Origin of the sequence: Pseudomonas fluorescens group sp. (assembly GCF_020093335.1) — a bacterium.
Lineage (GTDB): Bacteria > Pseudomonadota > Gammaproteobacteria > Pseudomonadales > Pseudomonadaceae > Aquipseudomonas > Aquipseudomonas petroselini.
Genome location: NZ_JAIOKW010000010.1, coordinates 133,238 through 154,909, shown reverse-complemented (window position 1 = coordinate 154,909; position 21,672 = coordinate 133,238). Strand labels below are relative to the sequence as shown.

The 21,672-nt window shown below is 63.0% G+C and carries 16 protein-coding genes; 14 read left to right on the top strand and 2 right to left on the bottom strand.

Features of this window, described 5'->3' with window-relative positions:
- Positions 1 to 109: 109 nt before the first annotated feature.
- The 3 genes from K7431_RS13935 to K7431_RS13925 are packed head-to-tail and all read left to right on the top strand — an operon-like array spanning position 110 to position 4,161.
- Positions 110 to 1,645, top strand: a complete 1,536-nt coding sequence (locus K7431_RS13935) for an MFS transporter (protein WP_012721568.1) — start codon at positions 110 to 112, stop codon at positions 1,643 to 1,645.
- 15 nt (positions 1,646 to 1,660) lie between these two features.
- Positions 1,661 to 2,719, top strand: a complete 1,059-nt coding sequence (locus K7431_RS13930) for an HlyD family secretion protein (protein WP_012721569.1) — start codon at positions 1,661 to 1,663, stop codon at positions 2,717 to 2,719.
- The gene (locus K7431_RS13925; protein ID WP_012721570.1) at positions 2,716 to 4,161 is read left to right on the top strand and encodes an efflux transporter outer membrane subunit; all 1,446 of its coding nucleotides are present in this window, start codon (positions 2,716 to 2,718) and stop codon (positions 4,159 to 4,161) included. Before K7431_RS13930 ends, K7431_RS13925 begins: the two co-directional genes overlap by 4 nt.
- A 25-nt stretch (positions 4,162 to 4,186) precedes the next feature.
- On the opposite strand, the gene K7431_RS13920 is transcribed toward K7431_RS13925, so the two are convergent.
- Both K7431_RS13920 and K7431_RS13915 read right to left on the bottom strand, forming a co-directional pair.
- The gene (locus K7431_RS13920; RefSeq protein ID WP_012721571.1) at positions 4,187 to 4,891 is read right to left on the bottom strand and encodes a DUF3142 domain-containing protein; all 705 of its coding nucleotides are present in this window, start codon (positions 4,889 to 4,891) and stop codon (positions 4,187 to 4,189) included.
- Positions 4,888 to 7,056 (bottom strand): hypothetical protein, encoded by a 2,169-nt coding sequence (locus tag K7431_RS13915; RefSeq protein WP_012721572.1) that lies wholly within the window; start codon positions 7,054 to 7,056, stop codon positions 4,888 to 4,890. The genes K7431_RS13920 and K7431_RS13915 overlap by 4 nt, the downstream gene beginning before the upstream one ends.
- Before the next feature lie 179 nt (positions 7,057 to 7,235).
- On the opposite strand from K7431_RS13915, the gene K7431_RS13910 reads away from it, so the two are divergent.
- From K7431_RS13910 to pgaB, 11 genes are all read left to right on the top strand, one after another.
- Positions 7,236 to 8,840 (top strand): glycosyltransferase family 39 protein, encoded by a 1,605-nt coding sequence (locus tag K7431_RS13910; protein WP_012721573.1) that lies wholly within the window; start codon positions 7,236 to 7,238, stop codon positions 8,838 to 8,840.
- 33 nt (positions 8,841 to 8,873) lie between these two features.
- A complete protein-coding gene (locus K7431_RS13905) occupies positions 8,874 to 9,128 on the top strand; it encodes a DUF2789 domain-containing protein (RefSeq protein ID WP_012721574.1) in 255 nt (84 codons plus the stop codon).
- A gap of 376 nt (positions 9,129 to 9,504) precedes the next feature.
- The gene (locus K7431_RS13900) at positions 9,505 to 9,915 is read left to right on the top strand and encodes a MarR family winged helix-turn-helix transcriptional regulator (protein ID WP_043204616.1); all 411 of its coding nucleotides are present in this window, start codon (positions 9,505 to 9,507) and stop codon (positions 9,913 to 9,915) included.
- Positions 9,912 to 11,990: an FUSC family protein gene (locus K7431_RS13895; RefSeq protein ID WP_012721576.1), complete on the top strand. Its 2,079-nt coding sequence runs from the start codon at positions 9,912 to 9,914 to the stop codon at positions 11,988 to 11,990. Before K7431_RS13900 ends, K7431_RS13895 begins: the two co-directional genes overlap by 4 nt.
- Positions 11,987 to 12,196, top strand: a complete 210-nt coding sequence (locus tag K7431_RS13890; protein WP_012721577.1) for a DUF1656 domain-containing protein — start codon at positions 11,987 to 11,989, stop codon at positions 12,194 to 12,196. The genes K7431_RS13895 and K7431_RS13890 overlap by 4 nt, the downstream gene beginning before the upstream one ends.
- On the top strand, positions 12,193 to 13,083 hold the full coding sequence (locus K7431_RS13885) for an efflux RND transporter periplasmic adaptor subunit (protein ID WP_012721578.1): 891 nt from the start codon (positions 12,193 to 12,195) through the stop codon (positions 13,081 to 13,083). The genes K7431_RS13890 and K7431_RS13885 overlap by 4 nt, the downstream gene beginning before the upstream one ends.
- On the top strand, positions 13,080 to 14,522 hold the full coding sequence (locus tag K7431_RS13880; RefSeq protein WP_012721579.1) for an efflux transporter outer membrane subunit: 1,443 nt from the start codon (positions 13,080 to 13,082) through the stop codon (positions 14,520 to 14,522). Before K7431_RS13885 ends, K7431_RS13880 begins: the two co-directional genes overlap by 4 nt.
- Before the next feature lie 81 nt (positions 14,523 to 14,603).
- On the top strand, positions 14,604 to 15,236 hold the full coding sequence (locus tag K7431_RS13875; RefSeq protein ID WP_028615228.1) for a hypothetical protein: 633 nt from the start codon (positions 14,604 to 14,606) through the stop codon (positions 15,234 to 15,236).
- 146 nt (positions 15,237 to 15,382) lie between these two features.
- Positions 15,383 to 16,879, top strand: a complete 1,497-nt coding sequence (locus tag K7431_RS13870) for a YdgA family protein (RefSeq protein WP_012721581.1) — start codon at positions 15,383 to 15,385, stop codon at positions 16,877 to 16,879.
- A 300-nt stretch (positions 16,880 to 17,179) separates the two neighbouring features.
- Positions 17,180 to 19,660, top strand: a complete 2,481-nt coding sequence (pgaA, locus tag K7431_RS13865; RefSeq protein ID WP_012721582.1) for a poly-beta-1,6 N-acetyl-D-glucosamine export porin PgaA — start codon at positions 17,180 to 17,182, stop codon at positions 19,658 to 19,660.
- Between the two features lie 12 nt (positions 19,661 to 19,672).
- The gene (gene pgaB / locus K7431_RS13860; protein WP_012721583.1) at positions 19,673 to 21,670 is read left to right on the top strand and encodes a poly-beta-1,6-N-acetyl-D-glucosamine N-deacetylase PgaB; all 1,998 of its coding nucleotides are present in this window, start codon (positions 19,673 to 19,675) and stop codon (positions 21,668 to 21,670) included.
- Positions 21,671 to 21,672 lie beyond the last annotated feature (2 nt).

The following is a 21,672-nucleotide window of genomic DNA, read 5'->3' as shown; positions in this document are numbered from 1 at the left end:
TATCGTGATTGTTGCGTCTGGTGCAGTTACACACTGCCAACAAGTAACTTTTTGTCATGTTTGTGCCTGATTAAACTGCTCGGGTATTTATCATTCGAGCTACTTGTTCATGACGTCCCTCGCTGCACCCACCCTTGCGGCCGCAGCCAAGCCCGCTGCCATGACCCCGCCCGTGTTCGGCCCGCGCATCATCATCGGGCTGGTCGGTGTGTTGCTGGCGGTGCTGGTCTCCGGTCTCAACGAGATGGTCACCAAAGTAGCCCTCGCCGATATTCGCGGCGCGCTGTACATCGGGTTCGACGAAGGCACCTGGCTGGTCGCGGCCTACACCGCCACCTCGGTATCAGCCATGGCCTTTGCACCCTGGTGTTCGGTGACTTTTTCCCTGCGCCGCTTCACCCTCTGGGCGATCGGAGTGTTTACGGTGCTGGGGATCCTGTGCCCGTTCGCGCCGAACTACGAAAGCCTGCTGGTGCTGCGCACCGTGCAAGGCCTGGCCGGTGGTGCGCTGCCGCCGATGCTGATGACCGTGGCGCTGCGCTTCCTGCCGGCCAACGTCAAGCTGTACGGCCTGGCCGGCTACGCCCTCACCGCCACCTTCGGCCCGAGCCTGGGCACGCCGTTGGCGGCACTGTGGACCGAGTACGTCGGCTGGCAGTGGGCGTTCTGGCAGATCGTTGCGCCGTGTCTGCTGGCCATGGCCGCCGTGGCCTACGGGCTGCCGCAGGACCCGCTGCGCCTGGAGCGCTTCAAGCAGTTCAACTGGCGCGGCCTGCTGCTGGGCTTCCCGGCGATCTGCATGCTGGTGATCGGCATCCTGCAAGGCAATCGCCTGGACTGGTTCGAGTCGGGCCTGATCACCTTCCTGCTGTCGGGTGGCAGCGTGTTGTTAGTGCTCTTCATGGTGAACGAGTGGTCGCACCCGATGCCGTTTTTCAAATTGCAGATGCTCGGGCTGCGCAACCTGTCGTTCGCCCTGATTGTGCTGGCGGGCGTGCTGATGGTGCTGACCTCGGTGATCATCATCCCGTCGAGTTTTCTCGCCCAGGTCCAGGGGTACCGTCCGCTGCAAACCGCGCCGGTGATGCTGTTGATGGCGATCCCGCAATTGATCGCGCTGCCGCTGGTGGCGGCGCTGTGCAACCTGCGCTGGGTCGATTGCCGCTGGGTGCTCGGGATCGGCCTGGGGATGCTGGTGCTGTGCTGCGTGGGCAGTGCGCACCTGACCTCGGCCTGGATTCGCGATGACTTCTACGGCCTGTACCTGCTACAAATTTTCGGACAACCGATGGCCGTGTTGCCGCTGCTGATGCTCTCCACCGGCAGCATCCAGCCAACGGACGGCCCGTTCGCCTCAGCCTGGTTCAACACCATTAAAGGCCTGGCCGCCGTGATTGCCACCGGCGTGCTCGACACCTTGACCACCCAGCGCCTGCACTTCCATTCGACCCTGCTGGTGGACCGCCTGGGCAACTCACCCCTGGCCGACGGCGACGCGCCGGGCTTGGCGCACCGTCTGCACGAGCAGGCCGTGGTGCTGACCTCTTCGGATCTCTATTACGTCATGGCCGCAGTCGCGGCGGCGTTGATCCTGCTGATTTTCTGGATGCCCACGCGGATTTTCCCGCCTCGTGCACCGACTTGATTGAAAGGACTGCTCATGAAACGCAAAGACAAAATTGCCGTCTCCGTTATCGCGGTATTCGCCGTCGGCGTGCTGGTGTACCTGGTCGCGCCGGGCGTGCTCGGCAGCAAGCGCCAGACCACCAACGACGCCTTCGTCGCCGCTGACTTCACCCTGGTGGCGCCGCGCGTGGCGGGCTTCATCAAAGAGGTGCTGGTGGAGGACAACCAGCGCGTCAAGGCCGGGCAACTGTTGGCGCTGATCGACGACCGCGATTTCCGCGCCGCCGCCCAGGCTGCCGACGCTGATACGTTGGTCGCCCAGGCCCAACTGAAAAATGCCACCGCCACCCTCGAGCGCCAAAGCTCGGTGATCGCCCAGGCCCAGGCCACCGTCGCAGCGGACCGCGCCGAAGTGGCTTTTGCCGAACACGAACTCAATCGCTACAACCACCTCGCCGGTGTCGGCGCCGGCACCGTGCAGAACGCCCAGCAAGCCAAGACCCGCATCGACCAGGCCACCGCGCGCCTGGCGAACGCGACGGCGGTGCTGGCGGCCGAACGCAAGCAAGTGGAGATCCTCACCGCCCAGCGCGATGCCGCCGAAGGTGGGCTCAAGCGTGCCCAGGCCGCGCTGGAATTGGCCAGTTATCAACTGTCCTACACGCGCATCGTCGCGCCGGTGGATGGCATGGTCGGCGAACGTGCGGTGCGCGTTGGCGCGTATGTGACGCCGGGCAGCAAGATACTCGCGGTGGTGCCGCTGGAGGAGGCGTACGTGGTGGCCAACTTCCAGGAAACCCAGCTTTCCCATATGCACGCCGGCCAGGCCGTGCAGGTGCGCGTCGACAGCCTCGACGGTGAGTTGCTCAACGGCCATCTGGAAAGCCTCGCGCCTGCGACGGGCGTGACGTTCGCCTCGGTCAAACCCGACAACGCCACCGGCAACTTCACCAAGGTGGTGCAACGCATCCCGGTGAAAATCGTCCTCGAACCCAACCAGGCACTCACCGAACGCCTGCGGGTCGGCATGTCGGTGGAAGCCAGCGTCGACACCCAGCCCGTTGCGCAGCAGCGTGAGGTGGCCCAGCAATGAAGCGAATTGCCTGGCTCACCTTGAGCCTTATCAGCCTGAGTGCCTGCACGGTCGGCCCGGACTTCCACAAGCCCCAGAGCCTGCCAGTGTCGCAATGGAACGAGCCCCAGGGTCGTCAGGCGACCAGCCGTGCCGTCAGCGATCCCTTGCAGGAGCGCTGGTGGGATGTGTTTCACGACGCGCAACTCTCGGCCCTCACCCGTCGCGCGCTCACCGATAACCTTGACCTGAAACTGGCCAGCAGTCGCCTGCAACAAAGCCGTGCCGTGCGCCAGGTGACCACAGCCGAGCGTTATCCCAACCTCAGCGCCAACGCTGATTACCTGCGCCAACGCAACAGCGGCAAAGGCCTAAGCGACCCGTCCGGCAACAACGGTCGTTCGGCGTTCAACCAGTGGGACATGGGCTTTTCTGCCTCTTGGGAGTTGGACTTCTGGGGCCGTGTGAAACGCGAAACCGAAGCCGCTGACGCCACCCTGCAAGTCGCCGAAGACGACCGCCGCGCTGTGCTGTTGTCGGTACTCGCCGAGACCGCCCAGGACTACATCCAACTGCGCGGTGTACAGAACACCCGCGCCGTCACCGAGCAGAACCTCGACGTCGCCCGCCACAGCCTCAAGCTGTCACAGTTGCGCCTGGCCGACGGCGTGGCGACCGACCTGGACGTCGCCGAAGCCGCCGCCCAGGTCGCGGCCATCGAAGCACGGCTGCCGGATCTGCAACAGCGTCAGGACCAACTGATCAATGCCCTCAGCCTGCTAATGGGCGAGCCGCCGCAGGCCCTGCATGCGCAGTTGTCCAAGGACGCCGCCGTGCCGCAAACCCAGCGCCAGGTTGCGATTGGCCTGCCGTCGGAACTGGCCGAGCGCCGCCCGGACATCCGCCAGGCTGAAGCCCGCCTGCACGCCGCGACCGCCAGCATCGGCGTTGCCAAAGGCGACTTCTACCCGCGCATCACCTTGTCCGGCAGCCTCGGCTCCCAGGCCATGCAACTCTCGGATCTCGGTTCCTGGGGCTCCCGCGCTTTTGCCTTCGGGCCGCAGTTCAGCTTGCCGCTGTTCAACGGCGGGCGCCTGCAAGGCATGTTGAACCTGCGCGAAGCCCAACAACAGGAAGCGGCGCTCGCGTATCAGCAAACCGTGCTGCGGGCCTGGCATGAGATCGACGACCAATTGACCCGCTACAACGCCAGCCAACTGCGCCGCGACAGCCTCGCCGAAGCCGTGCGGCAGAACCAGATTGCCCTGAGCACCGCGCAGCAGCAGTACGTGGAAGGCGTGGTGGATTTCGTCAACGTGCTCACTGTGCAGAGCGCGCTGCTGGCGACGCAGGAGCAGTGGGTGGAAAGCTCGACCGGCGTGTCCCTGGCCATGGTTGGCCTGTACAAAGCGTTGGGCGGCGGCTGGGAATCGGTGTATCCGCTGCAAACCGCTGGGCGCTGAGCGGCAAAGCTACAGATTGAACGCATCAAGGGTTTTGCAAAAACACCACATAGCCTCGAAACCACTCGCTGTCCTTCAGATACCCCGGTGCTTGCCACTCTCCGCCCTGAATCAAGCCAATCTTGAACGGCAGCCCCAGCCGATCCATGCGTGGCAAGTACGCCGCGTAATCCGGGATGCTGTGGCGGCCTTGGTACGTCTGCACCACCACTTCATCCACCACGCCCTTGAGCTGGGCGATGGCCGCCGGGTCGGCGTTGCTGCTCCAGTCCATCAAGCCGGTGATGCTCAGGCGCAACTCGGCAGGCAAACGCTGGCGCAGGTCGCGCAGGAACTCGGCGTATTCGTGCAGGTATTGGGTACGCGCATCGAAGTCGATCTGGATACCGACCACCGGGTTGCCCGCATCGCGCCAGCGTTGCACTTGCCCGAGCAGTTGTGTGTAGACCTGTTCCGGCCAGCGCAGGGTGTGGGCGCGGTAGACGATCCAGATGTCGCCCTGGGTGAGGCGTGGCACGCTGATGCCTTGGGCGATCATCTGCACGCCACGGCCCGGCGCGCGGCGGGTGGCGTTGATCTGGCCCTGGAGGATATACAAGGTCTTGGCCTGCTTGAGCACCGGTTGCGGGGTGACGCCACTCCACAGCCAGAAGGCGTCATAGTCACGGGCGTCAACGGCGCCGAAGGCCGGGCTTGCCAGTAACAGCAAGCCTAGCCACAGGTGCTTCACCAGTAGTACTGCAGGGACTTGCCCCACTGGGTGTCGGCGAAGCCGGTTTTCAACTGACGGAACCATGCCTTGCGCACGGCCGGCTCCACATCAACGCCGCCGCAACTGTTGTAGCCCGATGGCCCATAGCAGTTGATCGCGCGAAACAGCGCATAGGCGCGATCATTCTTAGGCGCCTTGGCGTTGCCGATCACCTGTTTGTAGCCGTCCAGGCGCGAGAAGGTTTCTCCCTTGAAGTCCGACGCAGTGCTGCCCAGGCTGCCGGCGGCGCGTGCCTGTTCCAGTGGCATGCCGTCCAGGCCGTTGCGCAGGATGAACTCACCCAGACAGTTCAGGCCCTGTGGATTTTTGGCATCGCCCTGCAAGGTCGCGGCGGTTTGCGCGATGCTCGGGCAGGCGTAGCCGGATTCGGCCTTGTCGCCATTCCACTGGAACAGCTTCAAGGTTTGGCCGGCGCTGTAGACGTAGCCCAGGCTGGTGCCCAGTTTGTCTTCCGAAGGCTGGGCGGGCAGTTGCTTGAGGTCTTCGGCAAAGGTCGCGAACTGGCCGCGCAGCAGGTCTTTGTAGAGCAGCACGAATTGTGCGGTCTGGCGTTCCAGCGGGTCGCTGGCCTGGGCGATCTGCTGGCGCAGCAACTCGGGACCTGCAACGTTGCGCAGCAGGATGTAGCGCACCGGCTTGGCGCTGATCGGCGAGTCGGCGGCGAATACTTTGGCCAACTGGCCGCTGCGCTCGTAGTTCATGGCCAGGGCCAATTCCAACTGGTCGCGTTGCAGCGGCAGTTTCGCCAGCGGCAGCAGTTGCAGCCAGAGCGCTTCGGCACCTTTCCAGTCTTGCTTGGCTTCCAGGGCGAGGGCGCGCAGGGTCTGCTGGCTGAAGGCGAAGTAATTCAGGCTCGACGGTACGGTTTGGGGCAATAGCTTCAAGGCAGCGTCCGGTTGATGCTCGCTGTACAGCGCATTGACCGCCAGCAGGTAGTCATGCAGTTCCGGCGCATTGGCGAATGCGGCTTTTTGCTTCTCCAGGTCGGCGCGGGAGAGGGCTGGCTGGTTGCCGCCGCGCATCACCATCAGGTCACTGACAAACTGGATCATCGGTGTGGTGACGGTCTCGCTGTTGACCATCAACAGCTTGAGGTCAGCTTCCTCCACCAATTCATCCACCGACACATTGCGCTGCGCGTCAGTGGCCTGGGTCATCGCCCAGGCGTAGGCCTCGGCGAGTTTGGTGTTGTCACCCGCCAACCAATAGACCCGGCGCAACAGGCCACGGGCGGAAGCGACGTAATCGCCCTGTGGATAAGTTTTCAAGTAGTTGAGGAAACCTTCCTCAGCCTCGCTCAGGGCAGACTTATCCACATGCTCGAGGCGCGGCATGCCGTATTCGTCGAAGGCTTCGGCCTGGGCCTGGTTCAGTGAGGTACGCGCGGTCATGTACAGCGCGGTTTCCTTCAGCCACGGCACGTTGCTGCTGCTGGCGGCGGCAAACCCCCGTTCGGCGTCACTGAAGCGACCACTGTAGAAGTCGGCCGCGGCTTGCAGGTAAGTGCGCAACAGTTGGCCTTCGCTGGACTGGATCTGCTGGGCGTTCACCACTTGGCCCTCCCACGAACAGGCCGTGAGCAGCTGCAAGCGCGCCTTTACCAGCAGGTCGCGTTCGGCCGCCGGTACGTCGGCCTTGATCACCTGGCGGATAAACGCGGTGGCGCTGTCATCGTCGTTGCTGCGGCAGCGGCTGCCTTCGCCATTGAGGAATGCTTCGCCAGCGGTTTTGTACTCGTCGCGCTTGATGCCCAAGGGCTGCAGCAGTGTGTCGAGTTCAGCGGTGCGTGAGTCGTCCGGGGCGTTGTCGGGTTCTTCGTTTGTGCTGGGAATGGGGGCCAGGCGATAGACCGGGAAGGGCACCGGGCCAAAGCCCTGGGACAGGTCATCTTCGCTCAAGGCGTTGGGCGCCAACGGCGCTGACTTTTTGTCGGCCAGCAACAGGCGCAGATTGACGCGGCTGTCGTTTCCCGGGCTGAGGAACGGCAGGTTGCTGCACGCGTCGAGGCTGTCACGTGTCACCCGCCAATCGGGGTAGCACGAGTCGTCGGAGCTGGCCTGGGCGTGTTGGGAAAGGCCTGCGAGCAGTGCCAGTGCCAGGGGTGACAGAAAACCGATGCGCATGACGTGTCCTTGATCCTGAGTCCGTGGAGGGGGGCAATAATAGCGTGTTCCTACGGTTGCTTCGGAGACGCCCTGCACAATTTGCTGATTTGTCCGATTCCAGCAGCCAGCCTGGATCTTTTGTCCTAGAGTGGCGGTGTTTACGCGTGGGCAATCAAGGCAGTGGTAGGGGAATCGAGGTGCGTCGGTCTGTGGTAGAACAAAACGAAAAGGTCGGGACGTTACCCGCACTCAACCGCCTGACGTGGGAAGGCGCCGGTTGGATCAGCCGACTCTGGTGGGTGCCGATCCTGGCGCTGGCTATGATTCTGCGTTTTTACAACCTGACGGCGGCGGCGATCTGGGGCGACGAAGGCTCGAGCCTGCTGCTCAGCGAATACGCCTTGGCCGACCTGTGGTTTCACGCGGCGCACGACGTGCATCCGCCGCTGTATTTTTTCCTGCTGCGCGGCTGGATCGAGCTGTTCGGCGACAGTATCTGGTCGATACGCGGCATGAGCGCCATTCCCGGTGTGGTGGTCGTGGGCCTGGGCGTCTGGCTGACCCGGCAACTGTCCACGCGCCGGGCGGCGGTACTGGCGGGGATCCTGCTGGCGCTGTTGCCGACAGCGGTGCGTTACAGCCAGGAAGTGCGCATGTATTCGTTGCTGGGCGTGTGGTTGCTGGGCGCCACGCTGGCGCTGGTGTACTGGGTGCGCCAACCCGAGCGGACGCGCTATCTGGCGGCCTATGTCGTATTGATGAGTGCCGGTTTCTATACCCATTACTTCACTGCGCTGTGCGTGCTGGTGCATTGGGCTTACCTGGGCGTGCTGGGTGGCACGGCGCCTCGAGGCCAACGCCTGATCACGCGCCCGGCCTGGTGGGTGGCGAACACGGCGATTGTGCTGGTGTACCTGCCGTGGCTGCCGAACCTGCTGGACCTGGTACAGCACGTCGACCAGCTCAAGGTGGGGGGCGACATCGGCTGGGAAGAACCGGTCAACCTGTTCTCCCTGCCCTCGATGATCTGGCAATTCGTGCTGCAGGATGAAGGCGTTGGCTTCTGGGCACCGCTGTTCTGGCTGTTTCCGCTGTTGCTGGTGGCTGTCGTCGTCATCACGGCCTGGCGTGATCGCGAGCGTCATCGACCGGCCCGCCTGCTGGCGCTGTTTTTCTTGCTGCCGTTGTTATTGGTCTACGGCGTGTCGTTTATTTCCCCGGTGTTTATCGAACGCTACCTGACGGTGTATGCCCTGGGATTGCCGATCCTTTGGGCGATGGCCATCGACCGCCTGCCATCACGGTTTGCACTGCTGGGGGCAGCGTTGTTCGTCCTGTTTGTCGGCGTGGAACTGGTGGGGCTTAAGAACAATTTCACCGTGGATGAGCACGACCAGTTCAACGTGCCGGTGGAGTTCGTCAACCGCAATTACCAGGAAGACGACCGCATCGTCCTCAGCGACATGATGTGGTACCTCAGCTACGTGTATTACGACCAGACCGACGCTCAATTGCAGCTCTACACCCCGCCCAAACCGGACGGCACGCCCACCCGGCCGAATGCCTACGGCTTCGGCACCCTGGTGGACCAGGACGGCGGACGCATCTACCTCGACCACCTGTCGGCACTGCCCGCCGAAACCCGCCGCGTGTGGCTGATCAGCAGCAACGAAGCCCCGGACGACTTCGCCCCGCTGCCCGAAGGCTGGCGCGAACTCAGCCGCCAGGATGGCGGCGGTGCGAGGGCGCGGTTGTTCGTGTTGTGCAACGTGCCGTCGGCGCAACCCGAGGGCTGCCGCTAGACTGGGTTAACGCTTTTCTAACAGGAGTCCGTCATGGAATCGCCCGTGCATAGCTTGCCGTCACTGTTCAAACAGTTGGGTCTGCCGGATGACCCGGTGAGTATCGAGCAGTTTGTCACGACTCATTCGCCCCTCAAGCCGGAGCTGAAACTGGCGGATGCGTTCTTCTGGACGCACAGCCAGCAAGCGTTTTTGCGTGAGGAAATTCTGGAGGATGCAGATTGGGCAGAAGTGGTGGATGAGTTGAACTTGATGTTGCGGGGCGGGCGAGGGGTGCAAAAAACTTAGCAGAAAGGGCAAAAGTTGAAAAAATCCGGTCTTTTACCGCGTTAGTAAACTTTTCCTGAGGTCCGGGCTTGGTGGCCAGGCCGAACACCAATCCTGAAGCCAGCACTGATCTAAATGTGGGAGGGGGCTTGCTCCCGATAGCGGTCAATCAGTCAACCTTGTATTGACTGAAACTGCGAAATCGGGAGCAAGCCCCTCCCACATTCGGTATGCGGTAAATCCTACCCCCACGCTAAAACCAGCTTTACTGACTCTCACCACCCATCCGCAAAATTGTTTCAAAACTTGACGCATTTGGATCCATCCACCATATTGATAGTTAGCAAACTAACTGTATGCGAACTATCCAGTGCCTCAATCCCTCGAACAACTCCAGATGAACCTCAGCAGCAGCATGGTGGTGGGCGCCCGTAACTGGCGCAAAATCTGCCAGACCACGCTGGTGAGCTATGGCATCTCCGAAGCTTGCGCCGTGCCGCTGTTGATGATCGGCCGCCTGGGTGACGGGGTGCACCAGGTCAAAGTGGCCCAGGCGTCGGGGATGGAAAGCCCGTCGCTGGTGCGCCTGCTCGACCGGCTGTGTTCCGACGGCTACGTGTGCCGTACCGAAGACGTTCACGACCGTCGCGCCAAGTCCCTGAGCCTCACCGAGCGCGGTCGTGAACTGGTGCATGCGGTGGAAGTGCAACTGGTGCGCCTGCGCAAGGACGTGCTGGCGGATATCGCCCCCAGCGATCTGGAAGCCGCGCTGCGTGTGCTGCGTGCTTTCGAGGCGGCGTCGCTTTGAACGGATTTTTTACCGGTTTCCCGCCCGCCCGTGATTGGTTCTACGGGGTCCGTACCTTCGCGGCCTCGATGATTGCCCTGTACATCGCCATGCTCATGCAAATGCCGCGTCCGTATTGGGCGATGGCCACGGTGTATATCGTGTCCAGCCCGTTTGTCGGCCCTACCAGTTCCAAAGCGCTCTACCGTGCGATCGGCACGTTCATGGGGGCGGCGGCGGCGGTGATCTTTGTGCCGATGTTCGTGCAATCGCCCTACCTGCTGGTGGTGGTGATTGCCCTGTGGACGGGCACCTTGCTGTTCCTCTCCATGCACCTGCGCACCGCCAACAATTACGCCCTGATGCTGGCCGGCTACACCTTGCCGCTGATCGCCTTGCCGGTGGTGGATAACCCCCTGGCGGTCAGGGACGTGGCCGAAGCGCGCACTGAAGAAATCTTCCTCGGCATCGCAGTCGCAGCGGTGGTGGGCGCAATGTTCTGGCCGCGCCGGTTGATGCCGGTGTTCGATGGCTCGGTAGCCAAATGGTTTGCCGACGCGCAGGTCTACAGCCAGCGCTTCCTCACGCGCAATGTCGAGCCTGAAGAAATCAGCACACTGCGCGGCGGTATGGTCGCCACTTTCAACACCCTTGAATTGATGATCGGCCAATTGCCGCACGAAGGCGCACGGCCACAGACGGTACGCAATACCAAGGAATTGCGCGGGCGCATGATTCACCTGCTGCCGGTGATCGATGCCCTGGATGATGCGGTGTACGCCATCGAACACCGCGCGCCGGAGTTTGTCGATCAGCTCGCGCCGTTGCTGGAAGCCGCCAACGCCTGGCTGGAAAGGACTACCGACACCGCGCCTCTTGAGCGCTGGCGCGTGCTGCGCGACCAGGTCGACGCCGCCCAACCCCAAGGCGAAGCGCTGGACGACCGTCACACGCTGCTGTTTTCCAACGCGCTGTACCGCCTGGGCGAATGGATCGATTTGTGGCAAGACTGCCGCAGCCTGCAAGCCGCCATCCAGTGCGAGAGCCAGGACACTTGGCGCGCCGTCTACCGCCACTGGCGCCTGGGCCGGCTCACGCCGTTCCTCGACCGTGGCCTGATGTTCTACTCGGCGTTTTCCACCGTTACCGCGATCATCGTCGCCTCGGTGCTGTGGATCCTGCTCGGTTGGACCGACGGCGGCAGCGCAGTGATCCTGGCCGCCGTCGCCTGCAGCTTTTTCGCAACGATGGACGACCCGGCGCCGCAGATCTACCGGTTCTTTTTCTGGACCGCCATGTCGGTGCTGTTCGCCAGCCTGTACCTGTTCCTGGTGCTGCCCAACCTGCATGACTTCCCGATGCTGGTGCTGGCGTTTGCCGTGCCGTTTATCTGCATCGGCACGCTCACGGTGCAGCCGCGCTTTTACCTGGGCATGCTGCTGACGCTGGTGAATACCTCGTCATTCATCAGCATCCAGGGTGCCTACGACGCGGACTTTCTCAACTTCGCCAACGTCAACCTGGCGGGGCCAGTGGGCCTGCTGTTCGCCTTTGTGTGGACGTTGATCGCGCGGCCCTTCGGCGCTGAATTGGCGGCCAAGCGCCTGACCCGTTTCAGCTGGCGCGACATCGTCAGCCTCACCGAGCCGGCGACCCTCGCCGAACACCGGCACATGGCCGTGCAAATGCTCGACCGCCTGATGCAACACCTGCCGCGCCTGGCCCTGATCAACCAGGACACCGGCACCGCCCTGCGCGATTTGCGTGTGGCGCTGAACCTGCTCGACCTGCTGGCCTACTCGCCGCGCATCCTCGGCGTGCCACGGGTGCTGCTCAACCAAGTGGTGGAAGGCGTGGGGGGGTACTTCAAGGCCTGCCTCAAGGCGGGTGAACGCTTGCCCGCGCCCAGCGGTCTGCTGATGACCCTGGACCGCACGCGCCGCGCCCTCAACGGCCAGGGCCTGCAAGACGAAGACGACACGCGCCTGCACCTGCTACACGCGCTGGCCGGGCTGCGCTTGTCGCTGCTGCCGGGCGTGGAATTTATTGGCGGCACCGAGATGGAAGCGCCGCTGCCTGATGGAGCGCCTTTATGATCGGTGATCTGGATATCAGCGGGGTGTTCCTGCCCACGCTGCTGGTGCTGATGGGCATTACGTATGTGTTGTTCCTGGTGGTGCACGGGTTGTTGACCCGCGTCCACTTCTATCGCCTGGTCTGGCACCGGGCATTGTTCAATGTGGGGCTCTACGCGCTGTTGCTGGGCGCGGTGGACTCACTCAGTCGATACCTGATGACATGAAAAAACCTTTTTTGACCATCGGCCGTGTAGTCCTCACGCTGTTGATCGTGACGTTTGCGGTCGTCGTAGTGTGGCGCATGGTCATGTACTACATGTTTGCCCCCTGGACCCGTGACGGCCACATCCGGGCCGACATCGTGCAGATCGCCCCGGACGTCTCCGGGCTGATCCAGCGCGTGGACGTGCGCGATAACCAGTTGGTGACCAAGGGCCAGGTGCTGTTTGCTGTCGACCAGGACCGCTTCAAGCTGGCCCTGCGCCAAGCCCAGGCCGCCGTGGCCGACCGCCAGGAAACCCTGGCCCAGGCCCAGCGCGAGTACAAGCGTAACCGTGGCCTTGGCAACCTGGTGCCCAGCGAGCAACTGGAAGAAAGCCAGTCGCGTGTCGCCCGCGCCCAGTCAGCCTTGGCCGAGGCCCAGGTGACGGTGGATTCCGCCCAGCTCAACCTCGACCGCTCGGTGATCCGCAGCCCGGTGGACGGCTACGTCAACGACCGTGCGCCGCGCGCGCAGGAGTTCGTCACCGCCGGGCGCCCGGTGCTGTCGGTGGTGGACAGCAATTCCTTCCATATCGACGGTTATTTCGAAGAGACCAAGCTCGACGGCATCCATGTCGGCATGAGCGTGGATATCCGTGTGATCGGCGACAACGCCCGTCTGCGCGGCCATGTGCAGAGCATCGTCGCCGGTATCGAAGACCGCGACCGCAGCAGCGGCTCCAACCTGTTGCCCAACGTCAACCCGGCGTTCAGTTGGGTGCGCCTGGCCCAGCGGATTCCGGTGCGCATTGCCTTTGACGATGTACCGGCGGACTTCCGCATGATCGCCGGGCGCACGGCGACGGTGTCGATCATCGGCGATAAGGTCGACAACGGAGCCAAGCCATGAAGCAGCTGCTGGCAACCGCTGCACTGGGGGTGTTGCTGTCGGCCTGCCAAGTCGTGGGGCCGGATTACACGCTGCCGGAAAAGTCCGCCATCAACCGTGGCGACCTGCAAGGGCAACTCGCGGGCGAGGGCCACAACGTGGTCTCGGCGCCGGTGCCGGCCGACTGGTGGAAACTCTACAAGGACCCGCGCCTGGATGAGCTGGTGCGCCAGGCCATGGCCTCCAACACCGACCTTCGCGTGGCGGCCGCCAACTTGCAGCGTGCGCGCTATCAAACCCAGCAAGCCGAATCCGCCGGAGGCTGGAGCGTCGGCGCCAAGGCCGAAGCCCAGCGCCTGCAAGAGTCCGGTGAGGCCTTTTTGCTGTCGGAAAAAGTACCGGTGGGCAATATCGGCAGCGTGGGCATCACCACCTCTTACCAGTTCGATTTGTTCGGCACCCTGCAGCGCGGAATCGAAAGCGCTCAGGCCAGTGCGGACGCCGCGCAAGCCGCCGCCGATATCGCGCGCATCACCCTGGTAGCGGACGTAGTGCGCTCCTACACCCAGGTCTGTGCGGCCAATGAAGAGCTGGCGATTGCCAACGAGTCCCTCGACCTGCAGGCCCAGAGCACGAAGCTGACCCAGCGCCTGCGTGACGCCGGGCGCGGTGATGAAACCCAGGTGACGCGCTCGCAGACCCAATACAAATCGTTGCGCGCCGACATGCCGCGCTACCAGGCGCTGCGCCAGGCCGGCTTGTTCCGCCTGTCGATGCTGCTCGCCAAGCCGCTGGACCAACTGCCGGCGGGCACCGGCACTTGCGCCGAATTACCGCACATCGCCCAATTGTTGCCGGTGGGCGACGGCGCGACGCTGCTCAAGCGCCGTCCCGATGTGCGTCAGGCCGAACGGCAACTGGCCGCTGCCACCGCGCGTATTGGCGTGGCCACGGGGGCGCTTTACCCGGATATCAGTATCGGTGCCACTGTGGGCACCGTCGGTCTGCTCGATAACCTCGGCACACCGGCCACCAATCGCTGGGGCTTTGGCCCGATGATCAGTTGGACAGTGCCGACCAACGGCGCACGCGCCCGCATCCACGAAGCCGAAGCCGCCACTCAGGGCGCCCTGGCGCACTTTGACGGCGTGGTGCTCAACGCCATCCGCGAAACCCAGACCGGCCTTGCGCAATACACCGCGCAGCTGCAACGCCGCGACGCCCTGGCCGAAGCGGGCGAGTCGGCCAAGGAAGCGGCGGGGCAGACCCATCGCTTTTTCCAGGCGGGTCGCGCGTCTTTCCTGGCCGACCTGCAAGCCACCCGCACCTACACCGATGTGCGCGCGCAACTGGCGGCGGCCAACACCCAGGTCGCCATGAGCCAGATCGATCTGTTCCTGGCCCTTGGCGGTGGCTGGGAAAGCGGACGAACGCAAGCGTCACAGCCCGGCAAACCCTGAGCGAATAGCTATGCTTTGACAGGCGGATCGCCGTGACGATTCGCCTGACACTGCTCGCGTTTGCTCATGGGGATTCCAATAATGAAAAACCCTTATGCTCCCGCTTTCTGGTGCGTGTGTTTCGCACTGGTATTGTTATCGGCGACTTACTTCTACGGCGTCATGCTGGCTCATCAACTCGACAAGGCGATGGTATTTCTCGACAGCGCCTGCCTGGTGATCGGCACCCTGTCCATCGGCGTCGTGGCCTGGGCCTCCTACCAAAATCAACGGGTGAAGAAAAAGCTCCTCGAACAAGGCAAGACCCGCGTAGCCATCTGGGATACCAAGGTTGCGCTGCGTCGGGTCGAAACCGTGTTCGACCGCTATTTCTGGGGCAGCTATTGGCAGCCGGGGCGCACGTTCCAGGAAGTCATGGGCGACCTCACCGGCACGCCCCTGGAAAAAAGCCTCGAAGTCCTGAAAAAACAGTGTGTGGCGCTTGATCAGCAGGTTGCTGACGGCAGGCACTGGCTGAATAACGCGCGGGAATTGTCCGACGTGGCCACCCAGATGGCCCGCGAGCGCTACCAGCTCGACTTCTGCGACCCCAAGGCCGACACCCCCGGTAATGCCGTGATACACCGCGAGTTTGAGGTGTTGGTGTACACCTGGACGGCTCGCTTGAAGAGTTTCGACCACCAACTGGATGAAATTGAGCTGGAGTACTCCTGAACTCCTGTTGAACTGATCCCTCTGAAAGGCTGGGCCGTTTGTGGCCGCCAGTGCTAATCTTCCCCCGTTTTCGGCGGGCTTGAGCCAATCCCCTTGGGGTTCAAGGAAGACAGCCCACTTCTCACAGGATTTGATCAGGTCACTTCATGAATAAGCCAGCAGTCGTTCTTTTGGGTTTTGTTGTCGCCGTCGGCGTCGTCAGTGCGGGCGGTGCCTGGTACACCGGTAAGCAACTGGAGCCGGTGTTGCAAACGGCGGTTCAGGACGCCAACAAGGAACTGCAACGTTCCATGGCCGGCATCGACGGCACCGTTGCCCTGGAGCTGGTGTCCCTGGACCGTGGCCTGTTCAGCAGTACCGCGCACTACCGCCTCAAAGGCCAGGGCTCGTTCTTCGGCGAGCAGAACCCGAACCCCGAGCTGCTGATTGTCGACCATATCGAACACGGCCCGCTGCCATTCTCGCGCCTGGTGTCGCTGAAATGGCTGCCGGTCATGGCCACCAGTCACTACGAACTGGAAAAGAACGCCACCACCGAGAAATGGTTCGCCGCCGCCAAAGACCTGTCGCCGCTCAAAGGCGTGGCCAATATCGGCTACAGCCGTTCGGTGAACGGCAATCTCGAACTGCTGCCGCTGGAGTTCAAGGACGCGACGGGCTCGGTCAACTTCTCCGGCCTGAACCTGGATTTTGACAGCACCGCCGAAGGCAAGAAGGTCAAGGTTGACGGCTACATGAACAGCCTCAAGCTGGCCGTGATCGACGCCAATGGCGCGCCATTCGACGCTGAACTCGCTGGCTTGACCGTGGCCAGCAACCTGGAGAAATCCACTTTCGGCTTCTACACCGGGCAGAACACCGTAGAGCTGAGCGACGCCAAGCTCACCTTCGGCCCGCAGAAAGCCGTGCTGACCCTCAAGGGCTTCGAGCAAAAAGACGCCAGTGAAGTCAAAGACAACACCATGTCCGGCCGCGTTGACTACAAGATCGACGAGATCGGCTACCAGGGCAAACCGGTCGGTTCCGCCGCCATGGCCCTGAGCTTGAAGAACATCGATGTCCCGTCGGGCCTGGTGCTGACCAAGCTGTACCAGGACAAGATGCAGCCGGTGCAAGCCGCTGCCGCCGCCGGCCAACCGGTGCCCGAGCTGCAGCTGACCGAAGCCGAGCAAGCGCTGGCCCAAGCCAACGTCAACCAGATGCTGGCCGCCAAGCCGCACCTGGCGCTGGAAAACCTGTCGCTGAAAACCACCCACGGTGAAAGCAAGTTCAACCTGGTGCTGGACCTGGCCAAGCCGACCACCCTGGAACTGCCGCCGGTTGAACTGGGCAAGCAAATGGTCTCGCTGCTGGACGCCAACCTGACCCTGTCCAAGCCGATGATCGCTGACGTTGCCGCGCTGCAAGCACAGGTCGGCGGTGTGACCGACCCTAAAGCCATCGAGCAGCAATCCCAGATGGCCAGCGAAATGGTCAGCGGCATGGCCGTCGGCACGCAGCTGGCGACCCTGGTGGGCAGCGACGTGGTCTCCAAGCTGCATTACGCCAACAATGAAGTGACCTTCAATGGCCAGAAGATGACCGTTGAGCAATTCATTGGCTTCGTGATGTCCAAAGTCGGTGCGGTTGGCGGCGCGCAGTAAAGATTTCGCCATCGCCCAGAAATAAATAATGGGGGAGCGGGATTGCCCGCGATACGGGTCAAACTGTCGGCGCTCCCGCCGGCGTGTGACCCGTTATCGTAGGCAAGTCCGCTCCCCCATTCGTATTTCAGATTTGTCGCGCAATTCTGAACAATTGTGCTGATTTGTGCATTTCGATACAGGCGTCGGGGATAGTTCATACAGGAAAGCTAGGTCGGGTCACGAGACGCCGACGCCCTGATGCAAATCGCTCAGGACCACCTATCGTTACAGCTTTCCGTGTGTAAGGAAGCTCACGATATGCTGCGAAACATTCCACTCAGTGCCTCAGGCCGGTTACGGCTGCTCATCGGGGTAACCTTGTGCAGCCAGTTGCTGATGCCCACCTTTGCCATGGCCGACACGGCCTATGACGCCCTGATCATCCAGGCGCGCAACGGCAACTTCACCCCCGCCCTGACCCAATTGCGCCAATTGCCTGCCGAGCGCCAGACGCCAGGCCAGATCAGCGATCACCTGGTGATCGCCGGTTGGGCCGGCCAGGATGCCGAAGTGCTGAAGGTGTACGAGGCGCAGGGTCAGAACCGCAACTTGACTGCCCAGGCGCTGGCCACGGTTGCGCGTACCTATCGCAACCAGAAGCAGTGGGCGCAGGCCGAGGCGGTCTATCGCAAGGCGCTGCTGCGTGAACCGAATAATGTCGACCTGCAATTGGGCCTGGCCCTTACCCAGGCTGACGGTGGTAAGGCCAGCGAAGCGGTGCAGCGCACCCGCGCCTTGGTGGCCGCCAAGCCCGATGACCCCAACCGGCGCATGGCGCTGGGCTACGCGCTGACTCGCGCGGGCTTGCAGTTCGATGCGCTGCATGAATTCGACCAGGCGTTTATCCGCGCCGGCGACAAACCGGAAGTGGCCCGCGAATACATCGTCGCCCTGCAAAAGGCGCGTTTACCGGAGCCTGCATTGCGCCTGTCGGCCCAGCGTCCGGGGCTTGTTGACCCCGTCACTCAGCGTCGCCTGGAAGGTGACCTGGCGGCCGAGCGCGTGCGCATGGCCGAGTTCGCCACGCGCTCCGAGAAAGAACGCTATGTCATCGCTGATCGTGCCTTGCAGGGCTACGACCAACTCCTTGCCCGCTGGACCCCGGACGCCACGGCCCGTGACGACGTGCTGACCTGGCGCATCGACCGCCTGGGCGCGCTCAAGGCACGGGCTCGCACCGCTGACGTGATTCGCGAGTACGAAACCCTCAAGGCCGAGGGTGTGCAATTGCCCACCTACGCTGTGCGTTGGGTGGCGGCATCCTATCTCGACCAGCGCCAGCCGGAAAAAGCCGAACCGTTGTACCGCCAGGCGCTGAGCGCCCCCGACGCCGAGCCCGATGATCGGGTCGAAGACACCACGGCGTTGTTCTACGCCTTGCAGGAAAGCGATAAAGCCGACGACGCCCGCGAAGTCGCCAACAACCTCGCCAAGAACCAAAGCCCTCGAGTCGAACTCAAGGGCTTGCCTGTCGGCAACCCCAGCGATGCGTGGATGGACGCGCAACAACTGTCAGCCCAGGCCGGCGTTTTCGGTGGTGACCTGCCAGGCAGCGAGGCCGGCCTGGAAGCGCTGGTGGCAAAAGCCCCGGGCAATGTCGGCTTGCGCCTGGCCCAGGCCGACATGTACCGCGCCCGTGATTGGCCACGGCGCGCCGAAGGCCTTCTCAAGGAAACCGAAGCCCAGGCCCCGCGCGACATTGGCCTGGAAGTGAGCCAGGCCTACACCGCCATGGACTTGCAGGAGTGGCGCCAACTCGATGTGCTGACCGATGACGTGGTCGCGCGCAACCCGGACAACCGCCAGGTGCAGCGCCTCAGTCGCCTGCGCGATGTGCATGATATGGCCGAGCTACGGGTCGAGGCCTACACCGGTAAAAGCTTCGGCGGTGGCAGCGACGGCGATGCGGGTGCCGTATCCGGCAGCCGTGACTGGGGTATCGAAAGCCGCCTCTACACGCCGCCCATCGACGAAGATTGGCGCCTGTTCGCCGGTGCCGGCTATGCCCGCGCCGATTTCGAAGAGGGCACCGGCCAGCATCGTTGGCAGGTAGTCGGCGTAGAGCGGCGCACCCGCGACATGACCATTGAAGCCGAGGTGTCCAACCACTCCTACGGTGATGGCTCAAAACAAGGCGCTGCCGTGTCGATTGCCCGCGACATCAACGACAACTGGCAATACGGCGGCAGCCTTGGCTACCTCCTGTCCACCACTCCGCTGCGGGCGTTGAATGACGGCGTCACGGCCAACGGCGGCAGCGGTTTCATCCGCTGGCGTGCCAACGAAAGCCGCGAATGGAAACTGACCCTCAGCCCGTCCCATTTCAGCGATGGCAACGACCGTTTCGAAGCCTTGCTCAGCGGCCGTGAAGGCCTCTACAGCTCGTCGAAAGTGCAAGTGGACCTGGGCCTGGAAGTCGGCGCCAGCCGCAACAGCAAGGAAGACACGGTGTACTTCAACCCGAAGTCGGACTTCACCGTGTTGCCTGTCCTCAACATCAACCATGTGCTCTATCACCGCTACGAGACCCAGTGGAGTCAGCAGTTCCAGGTCGGTGCGGGTACGTATAGCCAGCGGGATTATTCCACCGGAGGCATCGGTCTGGTGGGCTACGGCCAACGCTTTCGCTGGAACGATGTCCTGGAAGCCGGCGCCAACCTGAGCCTGATCAGCCGACCTTATGACGGTGATCGCGAACGCGATCTGCGTCTGCTCGTCGACCTCACTTACCGTTTCTAGAAGAGCCTGACCATGACCGTCCTCAGCCGTTGCCTGTTGATCCTGGGCGTAATGCTGGCCAGTGCCTGCGCCCAGCAACCCGCACCCTTTACTCCACCCGCCGAGCGGCCGACCCCGGCCAACGAAGCGCCGTGGCCGAAAAACCATTTCCTGGGCATTGCCTACCACGACGTCGAGGATCGCGACCCCGATCAGGCGGTGGTGGCGGTGCGTACCGAACGTTTGATCGAACAGCTGGCCTGGCTGCGCGAGAACGGCTACCAGGCGGTCAGCGTCGACCAGATCCTGGCAGCCCGCAACGGTGGGCGGCCGCTGCCACCCAAAGCCATCATGCTCAGCTTCGATGACGGTTATTCCAGCTTCTACACACGGGTGATGCCGATCCTGCGCGCCTATCACTGGCCGGCGTTGCTGGCGCCGGTGGGCTACTGGATCGATACGCCGATGGACAAACCGGTGGACTTTGCCGGCCAACCACGGCCGCGTGGAGAGTTCCTTACCTGGCAGCAGATCCGCGAAGTGTCCCAGTCGGGCCTGGTGGAAATTGCGGCGCACACCGATGCCAGCCACACCGGCATCCTCGCCAACCCCCAGGGCAACCTGGAGCCGGCGGCGACCTCGCTGCGCTTTGATCCGGCCACGGGCCGTTATGAAAGCCAAGCGCAGTTCGATGCGCGCATGCGTGCCGATGTGGTGGCGATCTCCAACAAGATCCAAAAAGTCACGGGCAAGAAACCACGGGTGTGGGTATGGCCCTACGGTGCAGCCAAGGGCACTTCGCTGGCGATCGTTGGCGAGCAGGGCTATCAAATGGCCCTGACCCTGGAAGACGGCCTCGACAGCTCCAGTGACCTGATGAACAGCCCGCGCTTCCTGGTCGCCTCTGACCCGGACGGCGAGCACTTCGCCAACAGCATTGTCGCGGCGCAAGCCAAGGCACCGCTGCGCGTGCTGCATGTGGACCTGGACAACGTCTACGACCCGGACCCGGCCCAGCAAGCGCGCAACCTCGACCAACTGGTGCAGAGAGTTGTCGACATGGGCGCGGGCACCGTGTTCCTGCAAGCCTTCGCCGACCCCAAGGGTGACGGCCTGGTGCATGAGCTGTACTTCCCCAACCGTCACTTGCCGGTACGTGCCGACTTGTTCAACCGCGTCTCCTGGCAATTGCACACCCGTGCCCATGCCGCGGTGTATGCCTGGATGCCGGTGCTCAGTTTCGCCCTCGACCCCAAGCTGCCGCGCGTGACGCGCTGGGACCCGAAAACCGGCCAGGTCGGCCTCGACCCCGACCAATACAAACGCCTGTCGCCGTTTGACCCGCAGGTGCGCAAGATCATTGGTGAGATCTATGAAGACCTGGCGCGCAACAACGCCATCGACGGTGTGCTGTACCACGACGATGCGGTGCTCAACGACTTCGAAGACGCCAGCCCGGCCGCGCTCAAGGCGTATGCCGCCAACGGCCTGCCGAATACGATCGAGGCCCTGCGTGCCGACCCGGCCGTGATGCAACGCTGGACGCGCTTCAAGAGCCGCTACCTGATCGACTTCACCAACGAGCTGACCGCCAAGGTCCGCGCCATCGGTGGTCCGCAGGTGCAGACCGCGCGCAATATCTTCGCCGAGCCGATGCTCAATCCCGGCAGCGAAGCCTGGTTCGCGCAGAACCTTGATGACTTCCTCCAAACCTACGACTGGACCGCGCCCATGGCCATGCCGTTGATGGAAGGCCAAGAGTACAAGACCTCCAACGCCTGGCTGGAGAAGCTGGTGGCGACGGTCAAGGCGCGTCCTGGCGCGATGGAGCGCACGGTATTCGAACTGCAAGCCAAAGACTGGCGCACCAAGGCCGCGCCGGATATTGACGCTAAGCAGATGGCTGAATGGATGGGTGTACTCAAGCGCCAGGGTGTCACGAGTTTCGGTTACTACCCGGACAACTTCCTGGAAAACTCCCCGGACCTGAAGACTGTGCGTCCGGCCCTTTCCAACCAATGGAACCCTTGACC